Origin of the sequence: Dinoroseobacter sp. S76, assembly GCF_049801095.1 — a bacterium.
Lineage (GTDB): Bacteria > Pseudomonadota > Alphaproteobacteria > Rhodobacterales > Rhodobacteraceae > Dinoroseobacter.
On record NZ_JBNAGH010000002.1, the window covers coordinates 581,828 to 601,646 of the forward strand.

Sequence of the window (19,819 nt, forward strand, 5' to 3'; positions counted from 1 at the left end):
CGGATTTGATTTGCCGCAACAGGCTGTTAGCGCCACCAGTTAGAGACGCCCCCATGCAATGGGCGCATAGCTTGCTGTGCGATACAAGCATACCTTCGTATACAATTGCAGCAGGGATCAGAGCCAGCGCCGGGTCTGTGCACAATAGGCGTCATAGGCCGGACCAAAGGCCGCGCGGGCCCGTTCTTCCTCCCCGCGGATGAAGCGGTGGTCAATAATATAGACCAGAGCCACAACCAGAGGCAGCGAAATCCACGCCTCCCAGCGCAGGAAAAGGCCGGTCAGGATCAGCACATCCCCGAGATAGATCGGGTTGCGCGTGCGCCGGAAAATCCCCTCCGTGATCAGGTGATCCGGCGTAAGATGGGGCACTATCGTTGTGGAATGCTTACGAAATTCCAGAGCGGCCAGAAGGATCAGCAGGATCCCTCCCCCGACCAGGACACCGCCCAGCAGTTGCGTCACCGCGCCCCCCGGAGGGCCAATGGGCAGAAACTCCGCCTGGGCCCAGCCGAGCAGCGCACAGATCAGCAGCCAGAGCGGCGGGATGTCCAGCATCTGGTCCAGTGTCAGGTCGCGAAACGGGTTGCTCATGGCGGTCTCCTGCGCGGCGCGGGCCGCTTTGTCGTGCCGAGTTAGGCGAGCCCCGCAGCACATCTCAAGCGCGAAATTGATGCAAGCTCGGTGCAAAGCGATGCCATGACACTGCGTCAAGATGCGCGGCGGGTTTTTGCCCGGATTTCACTCAGCACGCAGCGCGGGAGCGGCGTCCGATGCAGGGAACCCGCGTCAGGCGGCCTTGCGCGCCCGGCTCACTCCCACTCCATCTCCTCAAAGACGCGCCCGGCATTCTTGGTGGCGAGCTCCTCATAGGTGTCGAGATGGGCATAGGGGGACTGATCCACGTAATAGGCCTCGCTCAGGTCCCCGCCCTCATCGATATGCGCGCGGATCTGACCGCGCAGATAGACGAGATAGTCCCGGGTGTAACGCCGGACCTGCGCCATGTTGGTCGGGTGCCCGTGGCCGGGGATGACATAGGTGGCACCGAGGGGCTCGAAGGCCGTCTCCCAGGTCTCGACCCATTCCGAGGTCACCGTGTCGGCAAAGATCGGCGGCATCCGCTCGTGAAAGGCCATATCGCCCGCGATCACGATGTCCCAATCGGGCAGCCAGACCTGAATGTCGCCCGGGCTATGGGCCGGGCCGAGATGGAGCACCTCGATCCGCACATCGCCGAGCTCGATCACCTCGCGCTCTTCAAAGGTCCGGTCGGGGGCGACCAGCCGCGTGCCCTCGGCCCGGTCGCGGTTGTAGCGCTTCATCCCTTCGAGGATCTGCGCGCCGTATTCCTCGAACTCATGGGCCGCGTCCGCATGGGCCAGGATCTCGACCCCCTGATCGCGCCAATAGGAGTTGCCGAGCATCGCGTGCCCCTGCCCGTTCTCGTTGATCACCAGCACCACGGGCTGGTCGGTGATCGTCCGGATCTCCGCATGGAGCGCTTCGGCCAGCTGCGCCGAGGCCCCGCCATTGATGACCACAACCCCGGCGCCCGTCAGGATGAAGCTGAGATTGTTGTTATGCCCGGCATTCTCATAGGTCGGCGGCGCCGTCGCCCCGATCGCGGACCAGACATGGGGGATCACCTCCACCGGCTTGGAATAGAGCGGGCTCTGCGGGTACTGATCGGGAATGTCCTCGCTGGCATGGGCCGCAAGGGGCAAGGCGATCGCCGCACAGGCCAAGAGACTGGGCAATTTGGGCATGGTGTTTCCTCCTGCCCAAAACATTCCATTTTGTGAATGTAATGTCCAGCCTGTTGCTCTGCCACCTGAAATACATACGCTGAATTTGGCAGCGTCAGCATAGCGACAGGAGACCGCTCTATGGTCGTCGAACGAGATCAGTATCGCCTCGGACTACAGCTTCTGCAGAACGGCTCTGTCGCCGCTGCAGGAGCAATAGGCTTTGTCGTCGTGGCAAAGAATGCGGGTACACATGTTACCTCTACCGAATACACTCTAGCCTTGCTGTGCGCGCTGCTATTTGCAGCTATCGGTTTGTTGTCCGTGGCTAAGACCATCCCCAAATACCATGATAGCGGGCCTGCTTTTGTCATAGATCTGGAAGGCGTGACGGTTTTCTACACGGGCTTGAAATTCCTTTCCAAGGCCGAGATCCGAAAGTTTCCCTGGAATTCAATGTCCGAATTCGCCGTTCAAACCATCAGATTCAAGGGGATCAAAACAACATACCTCTTTTTACAGTCGCATTCAGGGAAAAAGCACACCGAAGAATTGGGGCTCGTGAAACCAACCCACCAAGAGGTCATGGCTTGCCTCATCGAACATGTAGAGAAAGCCGGATTTACAACTAAGCCGAAGCCAGGTGCATTGGGGAACTCCAAGACACATCTACTTGTTGAGAAGGCATCCGTGGCAGAACCAGAGCAGCAAGAATGACAGACTTACTTGGGTGCTACTCCGGCCAGGCTGGCAGCGAGACTATGTTGGCAGAGCAGCCGCTCCGGCGCGCGCATCGAGAACAGTGGAACAAAACGAAAGGGCACGCCGACGCCCCTTTAACTTAGGCAGATATCGCGACGGGCACCGGGCGGCGTCCATCGGCCCAGGCGCGGACCGCATCGCCAAAGGCGGTGAAGAGCGGGCGCGAGACCGGGTCCTGATCGGCGTTCCATTCCGGGTGCCACTGCACCGAAAGCGTGAAGCCCGGCGCATCGGCGATATAGATCGCCTCCGGCGTGCCATCGGGCGCGTGCCCGTCGATGATCACGCGCGGGCCCGCCTCCATAATGCCTTGGCCATGCAACGTGTTGGTCCGCACCTCGGCAGATCCAAAGACTCGCGCGAAGGGACCGTTGGGCGAGACCGAGACGGTCTGACGGATCTCAAACTTTTCTTCCAGCGTCCCGTCGGGGGGCATGCGGTGGTTCTCGCGCCCCGGGATCTCGCGGATCTCCGGGTGGAGCGTCCCGCCCATGGCGACATTGACCTCCTGGAACCCACGGCAGATGCCGAGAAAGGGCTGCCCACGATCCACGCAGGCCCGCACGAGCGGCAAGGTGATCCGGTCCCGGGCCCGGTCGAAATCACCGTGTTTTTCCGTGGGAATATGCCCGTACTCTTCGGGATGCACATTGGCGCGGGCCCCGGTCAGAACGAAGCCGTCACAGACCTCCAGCAGCTCTTCGACCTGCACAAGCTCGGGGTCAGAAGGGACGATGAAGGGGATCGCGCCCGCCACATGGCTGATGGCGCAAGAGTTCATCGATCCGCCGGCATGGACCGGGTATTGATCGTTGATCAGATATGAATTGCCGATAATCCCAACGACCGGGCGCGCCATGACCTATCCTGTGAAACTGTGCTACAGCGCTGGATATATGGCATTTCCCGAACCGGGTCGAGAGACAGGGGCGCACAGGTCCGCACAGGGCATGTGCAGCCCTGTGCGCGCATTGAGGATCAGGCGTCGGCGAAGAAGCCAGCGGCCTCGATAGCCGCGGTTGCGGCGGCCGCGTCATTCTCAGACGTGTCACCGGTAACACCCACGGCTCCAATGATCGCGCCCTTGCGGTCCTTGACCAGAACGCCGCCCGGCACGGGCACGACCTTGCCCTCGAAGGCGCCGTTCATGGCAGCCATGAAATAGGCCTGGCTCTCGGCCCGCGCCATCTGGGCAGAGCCCGGCAGGCCGAGCATCACAGCGCCATAGGCCTTGCCCCGGGCAATCTCGAACCGGCCCGGGCTGGCGCCATCCTCGCGCTCGAAGGCGATTGGGTGACCGCCCGCGTCCAGTACGATGACGGTGAGGGGTTTGAGCTCCATCTCTTTCCCCTTGGCGAGGGTGGCTTTGATGATGGTGCGGGCTTTGCGAATGGAAATCATGACAGATCCTGATGGTGAGGCGGACGCAGCGCGCCGCCGAGGGCTTGGAAAGAAGGAAACAGGGGCACTTGCCCCAAAGGCTTGGGCCAGGCGGGTCCGCGGCGGGCGCATGGGCCCGCCGCCCCCGATCCTCAGGCGCTGAGGCTTGTGGGCTGCGCGGAGGAGGCTTTCAGCTCCAACCGCCGGGCATGGAGCACCGGTTCGGTGTAGCCCGAGGGCTGTACCCGGCCCTCAAAGACCAGATCGCAGGCCGCGGCAAAGGCTACCCCGTCAAAGCCCGGTGCCATGGGCTGATAGCTCGGATCCGACGCGTTCTGCGCATCCACCACGGCGGCCATCTTGCGCATCCCCTCCATGACCTGGTCCTTCGAGACCACCCCATGGTGGAGCCAGTTGGCCAGTGCCTGCGAGCTGATCCGACAGGTCGCGCGATCCTCCATCAGGCCCACATCATGAATGTCTGGCACTTTGGAGCAACCCACGCCCTGATCGACCCAGCGCACCACATAGCCGAGAATGCCCTGGGCGTTGTTCTCGATCTCCGCAGCGATCTCCGCATCGCTCAGGTTCCGCCCCTCAAGAAGCGGAATGGTCAGCAGATCCTCGAGCGTGCCCCGCGCCCCGCCTGCTGCAATCTCATCCTGCCGGGCAAAGACATCGACCTGATGATAATGCGTGGCGTGCAAGGTCGCCGCCGTGGGCGACGGCACCCAGGCGCAATTGGCCCCGGCTTGCGGATGGCCGATCTTGGCCTCCAGCATGCCCGCCATCAGGTCCGGCATGGCCCACATGCCCTTGCCGATCTGCGCCTTGCCCTGCAACCCGCAAGCAAGCCCGATATCCACATTGCGATCCTCGTAGGAGGCGATCCAGGCCGTGCCTTTCATATCGCCCTTGGGCAGGAAGGGCCCTGCCTCCATGGAGGTGTGGATCTCGTCTCCCGTGCGGTCGAGAAAGCCCGTGTTGATGAAGGCGACCCGCGCCTTTGCAGAATGGATACAGGCCTTGAGATTGGCCGATGTGCGCCGCTCTTCGTCCATGACGCCGATCTTGACCGTATTGCGCGGCAGGCCGAGCGCTGCCTCGACACGCGTGAAGATCGCATCGGTAAAGGCGACCTCTTCGGGCCCGTGCATCTTGGGTTTGACCACATAGACCGAGCCATGGACCGAGTTCCCCCCGTCCCGCGCCAGATCATGCATGGCGATCAGCGTGGTGACCATGGCGTCCATCAGCCCCTCGCCGATTTCCGCCCCGTCCCGGTCGAGAATGGCCGGATTGGTCATCAGATGCCCGACATTGCGGATCAGCATCAACGCGCGGCCCTTCAGGACCAGCGGATCTCCATTGGGCGCCGTGGCCGTGACGTCCTCGGCGAGCGCGCGGGTGAAGGTCTTGCCGCCCTTCGTGACCTCCTCGGCCAGATCGCCTTTCATCAGGCCCAGCCAGTTGCCATAGGCCTGCACCTTGTCTTCACTATCCACGGCGGCGACGCTGTCTTCGCAATCCATGATGGCCGAGACCGCCGCCTCCAGCAGCACATCGGAGATCCCCGCCGGGTCCGCCGCGCCAATGGGGCTGGTCGGGTCGATCATGACCCGCAGGTGCAAACCGTTCTTCTGCAAGAGGACCGAGGTGACATCGCCGGCAGGCCCCGTGGTGTAGCCCACGAATTGCGCCGGATCGACGAGCGGGCGCAGATCGCCCGCCACAAGCTCCAACGCGCCATCGGCCACATCCACCCGGGTCACATCCGCCCAGGAGACACCGGCCAGGGGTGCAGCCGCATCGAGGTGCTGGCGCGCCCAGGCCATCACACGGGCACCGCGTTCCGGGTCATAGCCCTTGCCCGTAGGTCCATCGCCCATGGCATCCGTGCCGTAGAGCGCGTCATAGAGCGACCCCCAGCGCGCATTGGCTGCGTTCAAAGCGTAGCGCGCATTGGTGATGGGCACGACAAGCTGCGGGCCGGGAATGGTCGCGATCTCCGGGTCTACATTGGCGGTCTCGATGGCGAAATCCGCGGGCTCCGGCACGAGATAGCCGATCTCGCGCAGGAAACTCTCATAGGCCGCCGCATCATGGGGCGCGCCGCGATGGGCCACGTGCCAGGCGTCGATCTTGGCCTGCAGGTCCTCCCGCTTGGCCAGCAGGGCGCGATTGGTCGGCCCCTCTTCATGGACCAGCGCCGAGAGGCCAGACCAGAACGCCTCGGCCGCGACACCGGTGCCCGGGAGCGCTTGCGTTTCGATAAACTGCGCCAGATCGGCGGCCACCCGGAGCCCTTGGCGATCAACCCGTTCCATACCTTACGTCCTCCTTTGGCCCGCAAGTCCCCAAGACCCGGGCCTGTACCCCATTGTATGCGTTCGTACACGAACTAGGGAAGAAGTTTCCGATAGGCAACAAGGCTTCGTTAAATCGGTTCGAAAAACCGACCAATGCGCACGGTTTTTCGCAGGTGCGCAGCTTTGTTAAGCAGAGCGCCCGGTTGGGAGCCTGTCTTGGTCAGAAGCTAGGTCGCGCGCGTTCCGACGACAGCGCTCGGAGCAGTATTTTACCTGCTCCCAATCCCGCGCCCATTTCTTGCGCCAGGTGAAGGGCAGACCACAGGTGGCGCAGGTCTTGCTGGGCAGGTCGGATTTCTTGCGCATACGTCCCATCAGAGATCGAAGCTCAGCTGGTCCGGCGGGGATTTTGCGCCGCGTTTCCGCGACGCCGTGGCGCGCCTCGCCTTGCGAGGCGCGCGGTCACTCACAAACCGGCCCTGGGGATCCTTGCGGCTGGCGTGTTTCTCGACCACTTGCGCGGCCTCGGCGCGGAAAGCCGCGCCTGTGCGGATCGCCCAGACCTTCTGGCGCGCCTCGGCTGCGGCCGCCTTGGGCTCCACGATGGGCGCGGGGTAATTCCGGTCGAGGATCTGGCCAGCCCCCTCCCAGCGCCAGGGTTCCTGCAGATAGCGATCGGGCACTGGAGCCAGTTCCGGCAGCCAGCGGCGCGTGAACGCGCCTGTGGGATCGTTGTCATGGCCCTGCTTGACCGGGTTGTAGATCCGCACAGTGTTCATCCCCGTCGTGCCCGATTGCATCTGTACCTGCGGCCAGTGGATCCCCGGTTCGAAATCCGTGAAGTAGCGCCCGAGGATGACCCCCGACGCGCGCCAGTCCAGCCAGAGATGGTAGGAGGCCACCGCGACCAGCATCGCCCGGGCCCGGAAGTTCAGCCAGCCCGTCGCGATCAGGGACCGCATGCAAGCATCCACGAAGGGCAGCCCTGTCTCCCCCTTGGCCCAGGCATTCAACCGCGCAGCATCGGGCGTGGCGGGGCGCAGGTCCTCATAGGCGGTATGAAGGCAGCGATGCTCGAGGCTCGGCTCATCCTCCAGCTTCTGCATGAAGTGATCGCGCCAGGCGAGACGGGCCTCGAAGCTCTTCATCGCACCGATCCAGCCCTCGCGCGTGCCCTTGACCTCTGCCTTGCGAGCGCCTGCGGCTTGGGTCGCCTCGCGCCCCGATAGGGTGCCGAGCGCCAGATGCGGGCTGAGCCGGGAGCAGGCTGTCGCCCCCTCCAGAGGATTGGCCATGGCCGCGCGATAGGTCTGACCCCGTTCGGTCAGAAACCCGCCCAGGAGAGAGAGCGCCGCGTCCCGCCCGCCTGTTTGTCGGTCCGGACAGGGATCCTCGGCGAGCCCGAGCGTCGCCGCGTCTGGGAGCGCGCCGCCGCCTGCCCCGGCAATGCCGCGCAGCGCTGGCGTGTCAAGCTGCGGCTGCGCCATGAACCGGTCCCGACTGCGCGCCCAGCCGTCCCGTCCGTCCAGACGGCGGACCACACCGGATTGCGGCAGTTCCTGCCAATGCACCCCTTGCGCGCGGGCCCAGGCGGCGACCGCACGGTCGCGGGTATAGGTCCAGCCCGATCCGGTTTCCTCATGGCTGACCATCTGCGTGATGCCGTGTGCGCCGCGCAAACGCTCGAACACGGCGACGACATCCCCAGTCTCGACCCGGAGCGGTGCGCCGCGCCGGGCCAGATCCTCGGCCAGGCGCGCCACACATTCCCGAGTGAAATCCCATTGCCGGGCGGAGCACTCAGGTTGCGCCCAATAGCCCGGCTCAACCACATAGACCGGCAGAACAGGCCCCAGCCGCGCAGCGGCCGTCAGGGCCGGGTGATCAGCCACGCGCAGGTCGCGCTTGAACCAGACAAGGATCGGAGCGGGATCGGTCATGGCCAAGAGATCGGCGCGCCCTGCCCCGGGTCAAGGGCTGCGGGCACCGAACCCTCCCGCAGGCGCCGGATTTTCCGGCAATTTCGCGCGACGTCGCCTCGCGACCGGCCGCGCGCAGCCGCCCCGCAGAAAGAGCGCAATTCTCACCCGGCGGCCACTGGCCATTCCCGGGAAACTGTCGCAAATTGCAAAGACGCCCAGCAGCAGGAGCCCGCCATGCGCGACGCCGCCCCCCAAACCATCCGTCTTGCCGACTACACGCCCTATCCGTTTCGCATTGATCATGTGGGGCTCGAGTTCCGCCTCGCGCCGCTCAGCACGCGGGTCATGGCGACGCTCAAGATCACCCCGCTGCAGCCGGGGGCGGATCTGCGTCTGGATGGCGAAGACCTGCGCCTGATCCGGGCGACGGTGGATGGGCGGTTGCTCGACCTGACACCGGATGCGACCGGGCTGACGGTCCCGGCTTCCGAACTGCCGGAGACGCCCTTCATTTGGGAATGCGAGGTGCAGATCGCCCCGGCGGAAAACACAGCGCTTGAAGGGCTTTACATGTCAAAAGGCATGTATTGCACGCAATGTGAGGCCGAAGGGTTCCGCAAGATCACCTTCTACCCGGACCGCCCGGATGTGATGGCGCCGTTCGATGTGCGGATCTTTGCGGATGAGCAGGGCAGCACGCCGGTTCTGTTGTCCAACGGCAACCCGAGCGGACATGGCCGCTGGACCGATCCCTGGCCGAAACCGGCCTATCTCTTTGCCCTCGTGGCCGGGGAACTTGTCGCCGTCGAGGACAGCTTCACCACCGCCTCGGGTCGCGACGTGGCCCTCAAGATCTGGGTCCGTCCGGGGGACGAGGGCAAATGCGCCTATGCGATGGACGCCCTGAAACGCTCCATGCGGTGGGACGAGACGGAATACGGTCGGGAATACGACCTCGATATCTTTCAGATCGTCGCCGTGGATGATTTCAACATGGGCGCGATGGAGAATAAGGGCCTCAACATTTTCAACTCGAAATACGTGTTGGCCTCGCCCGAGACAGCGACGGATCGCGATTACGAGCTGATCGAGGGGATCATCGCCCATGAGTATTTCCATAACTGGACCGGCAACCGGATCACCTGCCGCGACTGGTTCCAGCTCTGCCTCAAGGAGGGCTTGACGGTCTTCCGCGATCAGCAGTTCTCAGGCGACATGCGCTCCCACGCGGTCAAGCGGATAGACGATGTGCTAATGCTGCGCGCGCGGCAGTTCCGGGAGGATGCGGGGCCGCTCGCGCACCCGGTGCGCCCCGAAGAGTATATCGAGATCAACAACTTCTACACCGCCACCGTTTACGAAAAGGGTGCCGAGGTGATCGGGATGCTGCGCACCCTGATCGGGGCCGAGGCCTATCGCAAGGGCTGCGATCTCTATTTCGAGCGCCATGATGGCGAGGCCTGCACGATCGAGGACTGGATCGCGGTCTTCGAGGAGGCCACGGGCGAGGATCTCCGCCAGTTCCGCCTCTGGTACGCGCAGGCCGGCACGCCCAAGCTGGACGTGGCGGAGGCCTGGTCCGACGGCACCTACACGCTCACCCTGCGCCAGGATCTGCCCGAGACGCCGGGGCAAAGCGGCAAGTCTCCGCAAGTGATCCCCGTGACCATGGGCCTTTTGGGTCGCGATGGGGCGGAGCTTGTGCCGAGCCAGACCCTCGTGTTGCGCGAGCGCACGCAGGCTTTCCGCTTCGAGGGCCTGCCGGAACGCCCGGTCCCGTCGCTCCTACGAGGGTTTTCCGCGCCAGTGATCCTGCAGCACGGGATGAGCCGCGAAGACCGCCTTCTGCTGCTGGCCCATGACACGGATCCCTTCAACAAGTGGGAGGCCGGGCGCAGCCTCGCCAAGGATACGTTGATCACCATGGTCACCAAGGGTACGGCGCCCCCCGAGGCGTTTCTCGATGCGCTGATGACCGTCGCCCAGGATGGCAGCCTCGACCCGGCCTTCCGGGCCTTGGCGCTCGCCCTGCCCTCCGAGGACGATCTGGCCCAAACCCTGCACAGCAGCGGCGTCACCCCGGACCCGGATGCGATCCATGCTGCCCGCAAGAGCCTGCTTCAGGCTATGGCAACCCATGGCGAAGCCCCCCTTGCGAAGCTTTACGAAGAGATGGCCGTGCCCGGTCCCTATACCCCGGATGCCACCGCCGCCGGCCAGCGCGCCCTGCGCGGCACGGCGCTGCGCCTGCTGTCGGAGACCGATGACGGCGCGCGGGCCAAGGCGCAGTTCCTCGGCGCGGACAACATGACAGAACAGCTTTCGGCCTTCGGCGCGCTCCTCAGCATCGGCAAGGGCACCAATGCGGTCAGCACCTTCTACGAGCAATGGTCCGGCGACCGGCTCGTGATGGACAAATGGTTCGCCCTGCAGATCTCGCTTGCCGCCCCCGACAAGGCCGTGCGCGCCTGCAAGGCCCTGACCGCGCATCAGGATTTCGACTGGAAAAACCCGAACCGCTTCCGCAGCACCCTCGGCGCACTCACCATGAACACAGCGGGCTTCCACACGGCCACGGGCGAAGGCTATGAACTCTTGGCAGATTGGCTGATCCGGCTCGATCCGCTCAATCCGCAAACCGCCGCCCGCATGTCGAGCGCCTTTGACAGCTGGACGCGCTATGACGAGAAGCGCCAGCGCCTGATCAAGATCGAGCTGGAGCGGATCGCCGCCACCCCGGGCCTGTCGCGGGACGTCACCGAAATGGTCGGGCGCATCCTCGCCGCCTGACCCCAACGCCAAAGACGGAGGACCGCGTGTCCCATCTCCTCATCACCGGCGCCAGCGCGGGCATCGGCGCCGCCTGCGCCCGGCTCGCGGCCCGACCGGGCCTGCACCTCTCGCTCCACTACCGCTCCGATGCCGAGGGCGCGGCGGCTGTGGCTGCCGAGTGTCAGGCGGCGGGCGCCACCACATCGCTCCATGCGGCCGATATCGGTGATCCGGACCAGATCACCCGGCTCTTTGACGAGATCGACGCGGTGAACCATCCGCTCACCGGCCTGATCAACAATGCCGGGATCGTGGATGTGCCTGCCCGGGTCGATGAGATGAGCGCCGCGCGCGTCACGCGCATGTTCGCCGTCAACACCGTGGGCGCGATCCTTGTGGCGGGCGCTGCCGTGCGCCGCATGTCCACCCGCCATGGCGGACCCGGCGGCGCCATCGTGAACCTCTCCTCCGCTGCCGCGCGCCTCGGCTCCCCGAACCAATACGCCGACTACGCCGCCTCCAAAGGCGCGATCGACACCTTCACCAAGGGCCTCGCCCTCGAGGTTGCAGGGGAAGGCATCCGCGTCAACGCGGTCCGCCCGGGCATCATCACCACCGAGATCCACGCCAAGGGCGGCCTGCCCGACCGCGCCGCAGATCTCGCCCACACTGTCCCCCTTGCCCGTCCCGGCAGCGCCGAAGAGGTCGCCCGCGCCATCCTCCACCTGCTCTCGGAGGAGGCCAGCTACACCACCGGCGCGCTCCTCGATGTGGCGGGCGGGCGCTAACCTCCTTAAGTCTGTAAATATCCCGGGGAGAGCGCGAGAGGGGCTGGCCCCTCTCGCCCACCGCGACGCGCGGAGCGCGGCGCAAACCCTCACGTGCCGGGCAGAGCCCGGCTCCGCTAAGCCAATTCAGCTTTCGTAACGGGTGTTGCCGCGCCGGTTCGTGTCCAGCGGCAAATCCATATGCAAGGGCTGATGCGCGCGCTGGGAGCAGCTCTGGCGCGGGCACATCTGGCAATTGATCCCGATCTTCCAAAAGAGGTTTGCATCGCTCAGCCGATAGGGCGCCGCATAACCGATCCGCTCCGCATGGCTGAGCTCGCAGCCCAAGGCCACCGCCAGCCGCCGCTCCTGCGTATCGCGGCTGAAGACCGGGCGATCCGTGGTCCGGCTGATGGTGAAGAACTGCTCCCCATCGGGCAGTTCCACGAATTGCGGCAGGATCACGCCGGGCGAGGTGAACGTATTGTGGATGTTCCAGACCGGACAGGCCCCGCCATACTCGGCAAGATGAAACGACGTGGAGTTGAATCGCTTCGTAACATTTCCCGCCTTGTCGATCCGCATGAAGAAAAACGGCACCCCCTTGGCCCCGTCCCGCTGCAAAGTGGTGAGCCGATGGCAGACTTGCTCGAAGGCGACGGAAAACGCCGCCGCAATCCGGTCCACGTCGTATCGCGTGCGCTCCGCCAACTCGAGAATCGCCTCATAGGGCATCAAAAGGGCCGCCGCGAAATAGTTGGCCAGCTCCACCCGGCAGCGCGCCAGACCGGACTTCTCCGACAGGCCCGCACCCGCCGTCAGACTGTCAAAAATCTCGGGAAACTCTACCAACCCCAGCACATGGGCCAGCTGGAAAATCCGGTTCGGATGGTCCAGCGCTTCGGACAGGCGCAGCCGTTTCGCCTCCTCATCATAGACCCGCAGACTGTCGGGCATATCATGGATCCGCTCCAGCGTGACGGTGATCCCATGCTGCCGGTTGAGCCGCTCCTTGAGGTCGGAATAGACATCATCCGGCCCGCCCGGCATGGCAGCGCGAACAGCTTCGGCCGCGCATTCCAGCTCATCGAAGTGATTGCGATGATTGCGAAAAAAGTCGTGGATGATCGTCTCGGGCGAGGTCGCCACAAGATCGGGTAAGCCCCCATCGGAGCCCATGCGCATCACCTTCTCCAGGGTCGCGCGATGGGACTGATGAAGCTGTAAGAACCGGGTCACCAGCTTGGGCGCATGATCCAGTGCCGCGCGCAGCTCGGTCAGATCCGGCGCCCCATCGTCAAAGACAGGATCCTGCATCGCGTGGCGCAGATCCGTGAGCTGCGTGGCCGCGTCGTCCTTGACCAGATCCCGCCAATCAACGTTGTAGGTCTCGGTCAGCGCCATGAGCATCTGAACCGAGAGCGAGCGCTGGTTATTCTCCAGAAGGTTCACATAGGCCGCCGACACACCGAGGGCCTGGGCCATCTCCGCCTGTGTCTGATTGCGTTCACGCCGCAGGGCCCGCAACCGGGGGCCCACCAGGGTTTTGCGCATGGCGAAACCTAACAAGTTTACAAATATCAGCTCTGTTACTCAGACATATAACACGCCAACCCGAAATCCAGTGAAATCTCCGGAACAGCGCTCCATGTTGCACCTCACGCCCAGCACGGGGCGCGGCCCTCACGGGTCGCTCAAAGGTCATCAGGGAGGACACCATATGACATTCAACTTCACCCGCCGCGCCGCTATGGCCGTTGCCGCCGCCGCCGCGACATCCCTTGCCGCCCCTGCCGTGGCCGATGATGACTGGAAGCCGAACAAGCCCATCGAAATGGTCATCATGGCCGGTCAGGGCGGTGGTGCGGACCGCCTCGCGCGTCTGTTCCAGTCGATCATTCAGAAGGAAAACTTGGCCTCCATGCCCGTCCTGCCCGTAAACAAGGGCGGTGGCTCCGGTGCCGAGGCGCTGCGGTACCTCAAGGACAAGCCCGGTGACGCCCACACCATCATGGCGACGCTTAACAGCTACTACACCACCCCGATCCGCACGGATATCGGCGTCGACATCTCCGAATACACCCCGTTGGCGCGCATGGCGCTCGACACCTTCGTGCTCTGGGTCAATGCCGATAGCGACATCAAGACCCTCGATGATTACGTCGCCGCCGTGCAGGCAGCAGGCGGCACATGGAAGATGGGAGGCACCGGCACCGGGCAAGAGGACAGCCTTGTGACCGCGATGCTCGAGAAAGAGTTCGGCATCAAGCACACCTATGTGCCCTTCAAGGGGGGCGGCACCGTGGCCAAAAACCTCGTGGGGGGGCATATCGATGCGACCGTGAACAACCCGTCCGAGCAGATGGGCTTCTGGAAGGCCGGCAAGGTCCGTCCGATCGCCGCCTTCACGCCCGAGCGTCTCGCGGTCTTCCCGGACGTGCCGACGGCCACCGAGCTTGGCCATGACATCGTCTACTGGATGCAGCGCTCCTTCGTCGGTCCCAAGGACATGCCCGCCGAGGCCGTGGCCTATTACACCGCCATGTTCGAAGGCCTGGCCCAGACCGAGGAGTGGAAGACCTATACCGAGGAGAAGGCGCTCATGTCCGACTTCCTCACCGGGGACGCCCTGCAGGCCTATTTCCTCGAGGAGCGCGACAAGCACGCCGCGATCCTGAAGGAAATGGAAGGTGAAACCGGCTCGTAAGATCCCCTACGCCGGACAGAGCGCGGGCGGCCCCGGAGGCGGCCCGCGCTTGCGCATAAGAACAAGCATTCACAAGGGGTTGGGGTATGCTGAAAGCCGAAAGCCTGATCGCGATGGCCCTGATGGGTCTGTCGGGATATTTCATGATCCACGCATTGGTCTTGCCCATCGGATGGGTCGAATATGAGGGCCCCGGGGGCGGGGCGTTTCCCTTCTGGCTCTCGGGCGTGATGCTGCTCGCCTCGGCGGGCGTGCTGGTCAAATCCCTGCGCGCGGCAGAGCCCGACGACGCAGAGCCCTTCTTTGACCCCGAAACCCGCCGCTCGGTCTTTGCGGTCTCGGCATCGGTGATCCTGACCATCGCGATCCTGCCCTTTGTCGGGGCCTATGTGGCACTGCCGCTTTTCATGCTGTGGTATCTACGGATCTTTGGCGGCCATGGCTGGCGGCTGACGGCGATCCTGACCATCAGCGTGCCGGTCTTCATCTTCTTCTTTTTCGAAGTGACCCTGAAAATCCTGCTGCCCAAGGGCGTGACGGAACCGCTGTTCCTGCCGCTCTATGCTGCGTTTTTCTAAAGGACCCCGGACATGGATATCTTTGCTCTGTTGGCCGACGGGTTCGCCACATCCCTGAGCCCGCTCAACCTTTTCATCGTCATCATCGGGGTGACGGTGGGCCTCTTCATCGGCGCGATGCCCGGGCTCGGCTCGGTGAACGGGGTGGCGATTGTGCTGCCCCTGACCTTCGTGGTCCCGCCCGCCTCCGCCATCATCTTTCTCGCCGCGATCTACTATGGCGCCATGTATGGCGGCGCGGTGAGCTCGATCCTGCTGGGGATCCCCGGCGCATCCACGGCGGTCGCCACCACCTTTGACGGACGCCCCATGGCGCAAAAGGGTCAGGCCGGTCTCGCCCTGATCGCGGCGGCCGTGGCCTCCTTCGTGGGCGGTACGATCTCGGTCATCCTGTTCACCGCCTTTGCGGCACCGCTTGCGGATCTGGCGCTCGCCTTTGGACCAGCGGAGGAGTTCGCGCTCGTCCTTCTGGCCTTCACCACCTTCGTGGGACTGGGCGGAGACGACCCGCTGAAAACGGTGATCATGATCTGTCTGGGTCTCGTGCTGAGCACCGTGGGCCTTGATCTGATTTCCGGCCAGCCGCGCCTGATCTTCGGGGATATGCCGGGCTTTTATGCCGGGATCTCCTTCCTGGTGCTGGCCATCGGCGTTTATGGGATTGGCGAGGTGCTCCACACGATCGAGACCTCGAAATCCGCGCCGCAAGTTACGCCCGCCAAGATCACATTCTCGGAGCTGCGCGCGGGTCTCGCGCGGATGAACCAGCTATGGAGGACCATGTCCATCGGCTCCTTCCTCGGGTTCTTCGTGGGGATGCTGCCCGCCGCCGGGGCGACGCCCGCCTCTCTCATGGCTTATGGGATTGCGCGGACGACCTCGAAGAAGGGCAAGAATTTCGGCAAGGGCGAGATCGAGGGCGTCGCCGCCCCGGAAACCGCAAATAACGCGGCTTCGACCGGCTCGCTCCTGCCGATGCTGACCCTGGGCATCCCGGGCTCGCCCACCACCGCGCTGCTGCTTGGGGGCATGGTGATGTGGGGCCTCGTGCCCGGACCGATGCTCTTTATCGAGCAGCCGGATTTCGTCTGGGGCCTGATCAGCTCGCTCTATACGGCCAATGCGGCGGCGGTTCTGATTAATCTCGCGCTGATCCCGCTCTTTGTCTGGGCCCTGCGTATGCCCTTCACCGTGCTCTGCGCCATTGTCATCGTGCTCTGCATCGTGGGCGGTTTTGCCCCGAGCCAGAAGCTCCATGATGTGTGGCTGATCGCAGGTTTCGGCATTGCGGGCTACATCCTGCGCAAGGCGGATTATCCGCTCGCGCCTCTGGTGCTGGCGCTGGTGCTCGGGCCGCTGATGGAGAAAAGCTTCCGCCAGACGTTGGTGATGGAGCAAGGCAATGTGTTTGCATTTGTCGAGCGTCCGCTCTCGGCTACATTCATGCTGCTGGCGCTGATTTTCTTCCTGCTTCCGCTGCTGAAATATGTCAGAAAGCCGGGCAAGAACCAGGTTCCGGCGGAGTAAGCCGAACCCAATCCAGGGGCCCTCGGGAGCGGGCCCCTCAGACCCATCGCGGACCAACCCGCCGGAGCAACCCCGGCGCCCGCGTGTGCGACGCAGAAAGACGAGGGGAGTTTTCATGGCACAGACGGTTTCTGAGCTCATCGCAACCCATGGGGAGGATGCGCCCGCCATTGGCGCCCCCGAGCGCGACTGGCTGAGCTATGGCGGGCTGCGTGCGCAATCGGCGGCCACGCGCGATGCGCTGCACGCCGCAGGGGTCGGTCGCGGCGACCGGGTGGCGATCGTGCTGCCCAACGGTCCCGAGATGGCCTCGGCCTTTGTGACCATCGCCCAGACGGCGACCACCGCGCCCTTGAACCCGAGCTACCGGCAGGAAGAGTACGAGTTCTACCTGAGCGATCTGAACGCCAAGGCAATTGTTCTGGCCGAGGGTTATGACGGCCCGGCTCTGGCGGCGGCGCAAAGCTCTGGCCTAACTGTGATCCGGTTGAGTTTTGACGCGGCCCAGCCGGCGGGGACCTTTACCCTGACGCCAGAAGGCAACGCCGGGACAGCGGATACTGCGACGCCCGAGCCGGGCGATGTGGCGCTGATCCTGCACACGTCCGGAACAACGTCGCGGCCCAAGATCGTTCCGCTTTTGCAATCCAATGTGGCGGCCTCGGCGGCCAATATCCGCGCCTCGCTGGAGCTGACCCCGGCGGATCGCTGCATGAATGTCATGCCGCTCTTCCATATCCATGGGCTGATCGCGGCGGTGTCGGCCTCGCTGGAGGCGGGCGCGTCGATCTGGTGTACGCCGGGCTTCAATGCGCTGGCCTTTTTTGGGCAGCTCGAGACCTGCAAGCCGAGCTGGTACACCGCTGTGCCGACCATGCATCAGGCGATCCTGAGCCGCGCGGGCCGCAATGCCGAGATCATCGAGGGCGCCAATCTGAGGTTCCTGCGGTCTTCTTCCGCCTCCCTGCCCCCGCCCGTGATGGCCGAGCTGCAAGAGACCTTTGGCGCGCCGGTGATCGAGGGTTACGGCATGACCGAGGCGACCCATCAGATGTGCTCCAACCCGCTGGGCTTTGACACGCAGAAGGCCGGATCCGTGGGTGTGCCCGCCGGACCGCTAGTGCGGATCGCCCATGAGAGCGAGGATGTTCTGATCGACAGCGCCACGATTGGCGAGGTCGTGATCTCGGGGCCGAATGTGACGCCAGGCTATGAGGGCAATCCGGACGCCAATGCCAAGAGCTTTTTTGAGGCCGAGGGCGCGCGCTGGTTCCGGACCGGCGATCAGGGGGCCTTTGATGGGGATGGCTATCTGTCCCTGACCGGACGCCTGAAGGAGATCATCAATCGCGGTGGCGAGAAGGTCTCGCCGCTCGAGGTCGATGCGATCCTACTGGACCACGCGGAGATTGCCCAGGTCGTCACCTTCGCCCTGCCCCACCCCAAGCTCGGCGAGGAGGTCGCGGCTGCCGTGGTGCTGACCGAAGGCTCCGAGATGACCGAGCGGGATATCCGCGATTTCGCCGCCTCGCGGCTGGCGGATTTCAAGGTGCCGCGCAAGGTCGTGCTGCTCGATGAGTTGCCCAAGGGGGCCACGGGCAAGATCCAGCGCATCGGGATGGCCGAGAAGCTCGGACTGGTGGAACAGGCGGCCTGAGCCGCGTCTGGTCCGAACGGAACGCCGGTGGCGCCTGCGGGACGCCTCCGGCGGGAGTATTTCAGGAACAATGAAGAAGAACGCGCGCGAGCAGGCGGGCGTGGGAGAGGTCTATGAAGATCTGTGTATTCGGCGCTGGCGCCATTGGCGGCTATATGGGCGTGAAACTGGCGCAGGCCGGGGCGGATGTGAGCCTTGTGGCGCGCGGCCCGCATCTGGCGGCGATGCAGGCCAATGGGCTGACCCTGATCGAGGAGGGCGACCAGCGCAGCAATGTGTCGGTCACCGCCTCGGACAACCCGGAGGATCTGGGCCCGCAGGACTATGTGATCGTCACGCTCAAGGCCCATTCCGTACCACCCGTTGTGCCCAAGATGCAGCCGCTGATCGGGCCGGAGACGACCATCGTGTCAGGGGTGAACGGGGTGCCCTGGTGGTATTTCCACAAGGTCGGCACGGATCTGGAGGGGACACGGCTGGCCTCGGTGGATCCGGGCAATGCCCAATGGGACGGGTTCGGCCCCGACCGGGTTCTGGGCTGTGTGGTTTATCCCGCTGCTGAGGTGATTGAGCCCGGCGTGATCAACCATATCGAGGGCAATCGGTTCTCCCTGGGCGAGCCCTCGGGCGAGCGGTCGGAGCGGGCCATGGCGCTTTCCAAGGCGCTGTCCTCGGCGGGTCTGAAGGCGCCTGTGCGGCCACGGATCCGTGACGAGATCTGGGTGAAGCTGTGGGGGAACCTCTCGTTCAACCCGATCTCGGCGCTGACCCATGCGACGCTCGATGTGCTCTGCACCGATCCCGGCACGCGCGCGGTGGCCAAGGGCATGATGCTGGAAGCGCAGGAGATCGCTGAGAAGCTGGGCGTGAAGTTCCCGATCGATGTGGAGAAACGCATCGATGGCGGCGCGGCGGTGGGGGCACACCGGACCTCCATGTGGCAGGATCTCGACCAGGGGCGACCCATGGAGATCGACGCGCTGGTCACCTCCGTGCAGGAGCTCGGGCGTCTGACCGAGACCCCAACGCCGACGATCGACACGGTGCTGTCGCTCGTGGCCTTGCGTGGCAAAACCGCCGGGCTCTACTAAGCACGAAAAAGGGCGCGCAGCCCGCGCGCCCTGAGGGGCCTGGTTCCGTGAGTGGGCTCAGGCGTCGGCCGTCTCGGCGACCTTGTCCTTGAAACTGGCAAAGAACTTGGCAGAGAGCTTTTTCGCCGTGGCCGCCACCAGACGCGAGCCGAGCTGCGCCAGCTTGCCACCGATCTCGGCCTTGGCGGTGTAGCTGAGCAGGGTCTCGGACCCGCGATCTTCCAGCACCACATCCGCGCCACCCTTGGCAAACCCCGCCGCCCCGCCCGAGCCCTCGCCCGCGAGCGAGAACCGCTCCGGCGCGCCGCTGGGATCGAGGGTCACATGGCCCGTGAAACGCGCCTTGACAGGCCCGATCTTGAGCACGACCTTTGCCTCCAGCTCGGTTTCCGAATGCTGGATCAGCTCTTCACATCCCGGGATGCAGTCGCGCAGGATCTCCGGGTCGTTCAGCGCGGCATAGACCGTGGCGCGGGGCGCGGGGATCTCGATCTCATCGATCAGGTTCAAGGACATGGCGTGCTCCTCTCAGCAACAGGGAAACTTGATGCGGCTCAGCACATCGGCCTGAGCCTTGGTGGGCCGCAAGCGGGCCAGAA

The 19,819-nt window shown here is 64.4% G+C and carries 17 protein-coding genes; 8 read left to right on the plus strand and 9 right to left on the minus strand.

From position 1 onward, the window contains the following. Positions 1-117: 117 nt before the first annotated feature. Complete coding sequence (locus tag ACP153_RS08595) at positions 118-594, minus strand: methyltransferase family protein (RefSeq protein ID WP_424970567.1); 477 nt, start codon at positions 592-594, stop codon at positions 118-120. 218 nt (positions 595-812) lie between these two features. Continuing rightward, a complete protein-coding gene (locus ACP153_RS08600; protein ID WP_424970568.1) occupies positions 813-1,769 on the minus strand; it encodes an MBL fold metallo-hydrolase in 957 nt (318 codons plus the stop codon). Positions 1,770-1,889: 120 nt separating this feature from the next. On the opposite strand from ACP153_RS08600, the gene ACP153_RS08605 reads away from it, so the two are divergent. After that, positions 1,890-2,465 carry a hypothetical protein gene (locus ACP153_RS08605; protein WP_424970569.1) on the plus strand — a complete coding sequence of 192 codons (576 nt, stop codon included), beginning with the start codon at positions 1,890-1,892 and terminating at the stop codon, positions 2,463-2,465. A 124-nt stretch (positions 2,466-2,589) separates the two neighbouring features. Here the strand turns inward: ACP153_RS08605 and ACP153_RS08610 are convergent, their stop codons facing one another. The 5 genes from ACP153_RS08610 to ACP153_RS08630 form a co-directional block, all read right to left on the minus strand. Beyond that, entirely contained in the window at positions 2,590-3,369 is a 780-nt protein-coding gene (locus ACP153_RS08610) for a gamma-glutamyl-gamma-aminobutyrate hydrolase family protein (RefSeq protein ID WP_424970570.1), read from the minus strand. Between the two features lie 119 nt (positions 3,370-3,488). Further along, positions 3,489-3,911, minus strand: coding sequence for a GlcG/HbpS family heme-binding protein (locus ACP153_RS08615; protein WP_424970571.1), 423 nt, complete (start codon positions 3,909-3,911; stop codon positions 3,489-3,491). A gap of 131 nt (positions 3,912-4,042) precedes the next feature. After that, the gene (locus ACP153_RS08620; protein ID WP_424970572.1) at positions 4,043-6,217 is read right to left on the minus strand and encodes a malate synthase G; all 2,175 of its coding nucleotides are present in this window, start codon (positions 6,215-6,217) and stop codon (positions 4,043-4,045) included. Between the two features lie 168 nt (positions 6,218-6,385). Continuing rightward, positions 6,386-6,574, minus strand: a complete 189-nt coding sequence (locus tag ACP153_RS08625; protein WP_424970573.1) for a DUF2256 domain-containing protein — start codon at positions 6,572-6,574, stop codon at positions 6,386-6,388. Then, the gene (locus ACP153_RS08630) at positions 6,574-8,139 is read right to left on the minus strand and encodes an FAD-binding domain-containing protein (RefSeq protein WP_424970574.1); all 1,566 of its coding nucleotides are present in this window, start codon (positions 8,137-8,139) and stop codon (positions 6,574-6,576) included. Before ACP153_RS08630 ends, ACP153_RS08625 begins: the two co-directional genes overlap by 1 nt. Before the next feature lie 216 nt (positions 8,140-8,355). On the opposite strand from ACP153_RS08630, the gene pepN reads away from it, so the two are divergent. After that, entirely contained in the window at positions 8,356-10,911 is a 2,556-nt protein-coding gene (pepN, locus tag ACP153_RS08635; RefSeq protein WP_424970575.1) for an aminopeptidase N, read from the plus strand. Between the two features lie 26 nt (positions 10,912-10,937). Next, positions 10,938-11,681: an SDR family oxidoreductase gene (locus ACP153_RS08640; RefSeq protein ID WP_424970576.1), complete on the plus strand. Its 744-nt coding sequence runs from the start codon at positions 10,938-10,940 to the stop codon at positions 11,679-11,681. 126 nt (positions 11,682-11,807) lie between these two features. Here ACP153_RS08640 and ACP153_RS08645 read toward each other — a convergent pair whose 3' ends face one another. Continuing rightward, on the minus strand, positions 11,808-13,214 hold the full coding sequence (locus ACP153_RS08645) for a helix-turn-helix domain-containing protein (protein WP_424970577.1): 1,407 nt from the start codon (positions 13,212-13,214) through the stop codon (positions 11,808-11,810). A 166-nt stretch (positions 13,215-13,380) separates the two neighbouring features. Between ACP153_RS08645 and ACP153_RS08650 the strand changes: the two genes are divergently transcribed. The 5 genes from ACP153_RS08650 (at position 13,381) to ACP153_RS08670 (ending at position 19,220) form a co-directional block, all read left to right on the plus strand. Next, complete coding sequence (locus ACP153_RS08650; RefSeq protein ID WP_424970578.1) at positions 13,381-14,367, plus strand: tripartite tricarboxylate transporter substrate binding protein; 987 nt, start codon at positions 13,381-13,383, stop codon at positions 14,365-14,367. A gap of 86 nt (positions 14,368-14,453) precedes the next feature. Next, a complete protein-coding gene (locus ACP153_RS08655; protein WP_424970579.1) occupies positions 14,454-14,945 on the plus strand; it encodes a tripartite tricarboxylate transporter TctB family protein in 492 nt (163 codons plus the stop codon). 12 nt (positions 14,946-14,957) lie between these two features. Next, positions 14,958-16,472: a tripartite tricarboxylate transporter permease gene (locus tag ACP153_RS08660; protein WP_424970580.1), complete on the plus strand. Its 1,515-nt coding sequence runs from the start codon at positions 14,958-14,960 to the stop codon at positions 16,470-16,472. Positions 16,473-16,587: 115 nt separating this feature from the next. Beyond that, positions 16,588-18,129: an acyl--CoA ligase gene (locus ACP153_RS08665; RefSeq protein ID WP_424970581.1), complete on the plus strand. Its 1,542-nt coding sequence runs from the start codon at positions 16,588-16,590 to the stop codon at positions 18,127-18,129. Between the two features lie 113 nt (positions 18,130-18,242). Continuing rightward, a complete protein-coding gene (locus ACP153_RS08670) occupies positions 18,243-19,220 on the plus strand; it encodes a 2-dehydropantoate 2-reductase (RefSeq protein WP_424970582.1) in 978 nt (325 codons plus the stop codon). A 57-nt stretch (positions 19,221-19,277) separates the two neighbouring features. On the opposite strand, the gene ACP153_RS08675 is transcribed toward ACP153_RS08670, so the two are convergent. Next, positions 19,278-19,730 carry a CoxG family protein gene (locus ACP153_RS08675; protein ID WP_424970768.1) on the minus strand — a complete coding sequence of 151 codons (453 nt, stop codon included), beginning with the start codon at positions 19,728-19,730 and terminating at the stop codon, positions 19,278-19,280. Positions 19,731-19,819: the final 89 nt, after the last annotated feature.

Excerpts from the sequence above, each read along its gene's own strand:
- ACP153_RS08595 (WP_424970567.1), bottom strand. The coding sequence starts at position 594 with ATGAGCAACCCGTTTCGCGACCTGACACTGGACCAGATGCTGGACATC.
- ACP153_RS08600 (WP_424970568.1), bottom strand. The coding sequence starts at position 1,769 with ATGCCCAAATTGCCCAGTCTCTTGGCCTGTGCGGCGATCGCCTTGCCC.
- ACP153_RS08605 (WP_424970569.1), top strand. The coding sequence starts at position 1,890 with ATGGTCGTCGAACGAGATCAGTATCGCCTCGGACTACAGCTTCTGCAG.
- ACP153_RS08610 (WP_424970570.1), bottom strand. The coding sequence starts at position 3,369 with ATGGCGCGCCCGGTCGTTGGGATTATCGGCAATTCATATCTGATCAAC.
- ACP153_RS08615 (WP_424970571.1), bottom strand. The coding sequence starts at position 3,911 with ATGATTTCCATTCGCAAAGCCCGCACCATCATCAAAGCCACCCTCGCC.
- ACP153_RS08620 (WP_424970572.1), bottom strand. The coding sequence starts at position 6,217 with ATGGAACGGGTTGATCGCCAAGGGCTCCGGGTGGCCGCCGATCTGGCG.
- ACP153_RS08625 (WP_424970573.1), bottom strand. The coding sequence starts at position 6,574 with ATGGGACGTATGCGCAAGAAATCCGACCTGCCCAGCAAGACCTGCGCC.
- ACP153_RS08630 (WP_424970574.1), bottom strand. The coding sequence starts at position 8,139 with ATGACCGATCCCGCTCCGATCCTTGTCTGGTTCAAGCGCGACCTGCGC.
- pepN (WP_424970575.1), top strand. The coding sequence starts at position 8,356 with ATGCGCGACGCCGCCCCCCAAACCATCCGTCTTGCCGACTACACGCCC.
- ACP153_RS08645 (WP_424970577.1), bottom strand. The coding sequence starts at position 13,214 with ATGCGCAAAACCCTGGTGGGCCCCCGGTTGCGGGCCCTGCGGCGTGAA.
- ACP153_RS08650 (WP_424970578.1), top strand. The coding sequence starts at position 13,381 with ATGACATTCAACTTCACCCGCCGCGCCGCTATGGCCGTTGCCGCCGCC.
- ACP153_RS08655 (WP_424970579.1), top strand. The coding sequence starts at position 14,454 with ATGCTGAAAGCCGAAAGCCTGATCGCGATGGCCCTGATGGGTCTGTCG.
- ACP153_RS08660 (WP_424970580.1), top strand. The coding sequence starts at position 14,958 with ATGGATATCTTTGCTCTGTTGGCCGACGGGTTCGCCACATCCCTGAGC.
- ACP153_RS08665 (WP_424970581.1), top strand. The coding sequence starts at position 16,588 with ATGGCACAGACGGTTTCTGAGCTCATCGCAACCCATGGGGAGGATGCG.
- ACP153_RS08670 (WP_424970582.1), top strand. The coding sequence starts at position 18,243 with ATGAAGATCTGTGTATTCGGCGCTGGCGCCATTGGCGGCTATATGGGC.